Source organism: Microcystis sp. M_QC_C_20170808_M9Col, assembly GCF_007095495.1.
GTDB classification, from domain to species: Bacteria; Cyanobacteriota; Cyanobacteriia; order Cyanobacteriales; family Microcystaceae; genus Microcystis; species Microcystis aeruginosa.
In genome coordinates, this window is the sequence record NZ_SFBZ01000283.1 from 1 (window position 1) to 3,695 (window position 3,695).

A 3,695-nucleotide genomic window follows, 5' to 3' on the forward strand; every position below is an offset into this window, starting at 1 on the left:
GTTCTCGGTTTTCATCTTGTAGGGATTCTTGCTTTTTCCCTATCTACCCAGATATTTTTCTTTTTGGCAACCCTTGTCTTGTCAGGTTTTGACCCACTTGTGTCCGTCAGTCAGGGATAGAGTCAGTTAATGTTCACCCTAAAAATACTCGTAGTTCTAAAGTTGAATATTTTCTCTATCAGGCAATCAGAAATAATGAATTAGCTCTTTACTATCAACCGCAAGTTAATATGACTCAGGGACAAGTGGAAGGGTTAGAGGTATTATTGCGCTGGTTACACCCTCAATTCGGATTAATCGCTCCTAATCGTTTCTTACCCTTAATCCAAGAAAGCGAGTTAATCCTTGAGCTTAATCGTTGGGTGCTGAAAAATGCCTGTCAACAAGCACAAATATGGCAGCAGCGAGGATTATTATACACTCCCATCTCGATCAATCTGTCCCCGCACCAATTGCGGGATCCCCAGTTGCTCACCATCCTCAAAGAAGTCTTGACTGAAACCCAAATCGGGCCTTTCTTTCTGGAGATGGAAATAACCGAGACAAGTTTACTAGAAAATAGCCGTGAAACCGTTCGAATTCTTGGGGATTTGCAGGAATTGGGTATTGGGATCACCCTCGATGATTTTGGCAGCGGTTACGCGTCGATCGCCTATCTCGGTCAATTTACCGTGAAAAAACTGAAAATAGAGCAATCTTTAACGAAAAACCTGAGTAATAATCCCCAGGATACCCGTTTTATCTCGTCATTGCTGGCGATAGCGAAAAGTTTTAACTTAATAGTGATCGCCAAGGGAGTAGAAACCCAACAACAATTAGAAATCCTGCAAGAATTAGGTTGCGAGAGAATGCAAGGCAATCGCATCAGTGGCCCTCTAGCAGTGGAGGAAATGACTAAATTTCTCCACATCCACCGCAGCCTGTCAGTAATCAGTGATCAGTGATCAGTTATCAGCTCTGGGTTTTTAGTCAGGGGTATTAAGTGAGGAGGATGAAATAGCATTAACAGTGCTGTCCTTTCACTGATCACTGTTTACTGATAACTGATTACTGATAACTGATTTTGGTCACTGATTCCGGTATGATCTGAACAGAGAATCTAGGATCAAATACCTACTCAATCTAGCGTGAGACTCTTGCCGAACCTGTCAGCAGCAGAAATTTGTGGCGGCGGGGTGCTGCTGGATCCAGAGTCTGGTTTAATTACTACTATGGGTTAACAATTAGTCGTGTATTTAGAGGGAAACTATGGCCAATAAGCCAGAGCGCGTGGTTCTAATCGGTGTAGCTGGGGACTCCGGTTGTGGGAAATCTACTTTTTTACGTCGTTTGACCGATTTATTCGGGGCCGAGTTTATGACAGTGATCTGTTTAGATGACTACCATTGCCTCGATCGCAAACAGAGAAAAGAGGTGGGTGTCACCGCACTCAATCCGAAAGCGAATAACTTTGACCTGATGTATGAGCAGATTAAAGCTCTTAAGGGAGGTCAAGCCATTAATAAACCTATTTATAATCATGAAACGGGGATGATCGATCCCCCCGAAATCATCGAACCGAATAAGGTAATCGTGATCGAGGGACTGCACCCCTTATATGATGAACGAGTCCGGGCCCTATTAGATTTCAGCGTTTATCTCGATATTAGCGATGAAGTCAAAGTTAACTGGAAAATTCAACGGGATATGGCCGAGCGCGGTCACACCTATGATGATGTGATGGCGGCCATTAATTCTAGAAAACCGGATTTCAGTGCCTATATCGATCCCCAAAGACAGTACGCTGACGTGGTGATTCAAGTGCTGCCCACCCAATTACTTGAAGATCACGAAAGTAAGTTACTACGGGTCCGTTTAATCCAGAAAGAAGGGGTAGAAAACTTTGAACCCGCTTATCTGTTTGATGAAGGTTCCACCATCGATTGGCGGCCCTGTGGTCGTAAATTGACCTGCGCTTATCCCGGCATTAAACTCTACTATGGTCCAGATGGCTTCTTGGGGAATGAAGTGTCGATTCTGGAACTAGATGGTCAATTCGATAACCTCGAAGAAATGATCTACATCGAAAGCCATTTGAGCAAAACCGGCACTAAATACTACGGTGAAATGACGGAATTACTGCTCAAACACAAGGATTATCCCGGCTCTACCAATGGTACGGGTTTATTCCAAGTGTTAGTCGGTCTCAAAATGCGTGAAACCTACGAAAAACTAATGGCGGCCGAATCAAAAGTGGCAGCCCAAGTCTAGTTTCTAGTTTTGACCGAGCCGGCATCCTACCCGGGTAGGATGCCGGTTTTTTTAATCCACTAATCCCGATCGCAGGGCCAGCACTGCCGCTTGAGTCCGATCATCCACAGAGAGTTTATTTAAGATATTGCGGACATGGGTTTTCACCGTGCCGATGGTGATATAGAGTCGCTCGGCAATCTCGGCATTACTACAACCCGCGACAATCAGATCGAGAATTTCTCGCTCTCGTGCCGTTAGGGGGGCATTTTCCAGCAATTGGTGATATTCTCGGTCAACGCCTTGAATTATCACTGTTTTGGTCCCGGCAGCCGCACCGACGGGAACATTTTGGCGCACTTGTTGCAGAACAATATTGGCGATCGCAGGGTCAAGCCAATGATTGCCTTCGTGGGTGGAATAAATCGCCTCGATTAACTTATCAATGCTAATATCCTTCATACAGTAGGAATCAGCCCCAGCACTAAAAGCCGCTAAAACCTGTTCTGGGGTTTTGTGCATGGTTAGCATGAGGATTTTCGTGGCCAGGGGGTCTTTGCCCCGATTTTGTTGGAAGCGTCGCACTAACTCGATCCCATCGATCATGGGTAAACCTATATCGATGATCGCTACATCGGGTTTAGTCTCCTCTAGCAGTTTCAGTCCCTGTAATCCACTGATCGCTTCCCCTACCACTTGAATACCTTCCCGATGCTGGAGAGCCACCACTAAGCCCATGCGGGTTAAATCGTGATCTTCTACAACGATAACCCGGACTTTATCCATATTTTTTGACCAGTTTCGCCGAAGTAAGTGATGATTTGATAATTTTGGCTTTTCGATTATTAGAGCCGCTCCTTAACATTGACTTCACTCCCTTCCTCCTTCTCTGAATTCCGCTTTCTTATTCTTCATTCGGCAATTCCCTTTTTCCGGTTGATTTTATTGATACTTACTAAAAGCAGAGATGGCAAATATACTTAGCCTCACCTAAAATATACTCAAATCTACCCAAATTACCCAGAATTTTCTGCTTTAATTATTTCTTTATAATATCATACAAATCTCGATTATGCAAGGATTTGGCTTTTCTGGTTTCTGTGGGGAAACGAGGCCTATACTGATAGTTGATTTATTCACCAAAATAGCCCTAAAAGTCTTTCCCAGTAAACATTTCAGAATTTGATCGGCAAAAATTATTACACAAAGTCGAGAAGAGCCAAGATAATTTTAAGAAGAATACATCTTTGAGCTGCTTGTATTTTCCTAGAATAGAACCAAGCTCTGGTTTAATTAATTTTTTAGCCTATTGGGACTTAGGCATTTTCGTTCAAAAAAGGATACATTCTGACTGACGGACACATTTTTCAATACAAAGACAAGTACTGTTATGTGAAAGCCTCAAACTCCTGAATAAAAGAAAAGGTAATTTTGCCATAATAATCCTGACGAGCTTTGCGAGAAGC

The 3,695-nt window shown here is 43.4% G+C and carries 2 protein-coding genes and 1 pseudogene; 2 read left to right on the top strand and 1 reads right to left on the bottom strand.

The genetic code is table 11. The features are described from left to right. Nucleotides 1–110: 110 nt before the first annotated feature. Nucleotides 111–944 (top strand): annotated as a pseudogene (locus EWV68_RS18115) (putative bifunctional diguanylate cyclase/phosphodiesterase); the annotation flags it as partial. Nucleotides 945–1,248: 304 nt separating this feature from the next. Then, nucleotides 1,249–2,250, top strand: coding sequence for a phosphoribulokinase (locus EWV68_RS18120; RefSeq protein ID WP_061431786.1), 1,002 nt, complete (start codon nucleotides 1,249–1,251; stop codon nucleotides 2,248–2,250). A 51-nt stretch (nucleotides 2,251–2,301) separates the two neighbouring features. Here EWV68_RS18120 and EWV68_RS18125 read toward each other — a convergent pair whose 3' ends face one another. Beyond that, the gene (locus EWV68_RS18125) at nucleotides 2,302–3,015 is read right to left on the bottom strand and encodes a response regulator (protein ID WP_287170614.1); all 714 of its coding nucleotides are present in this window, start codon (nucleotides 3,013–3,015) and stop codon (nucleotides 2,302–2,304) included. Nucleotides 3,016–3,695 lie beyond the last annotated feature (680 nt).

Bases quoted from the DNA above. Each gene is read 5' to 3' on its own strand.
- EWV68_RS18120 (WP_061431786.1), top strand. From the start codon at position 1,249: ATGGCCAATAAGCCAGAGCGCGTGGTTCTAATCGGTGTAGCTGGGGAC.
- EWV68_RS18125 (WP_287170614.1), bottom strand. From the start codon at position 3,015: ATGGATAAAGTCCGGGTTATCGTTGTAGAAGATCACGATTTAACCCGC.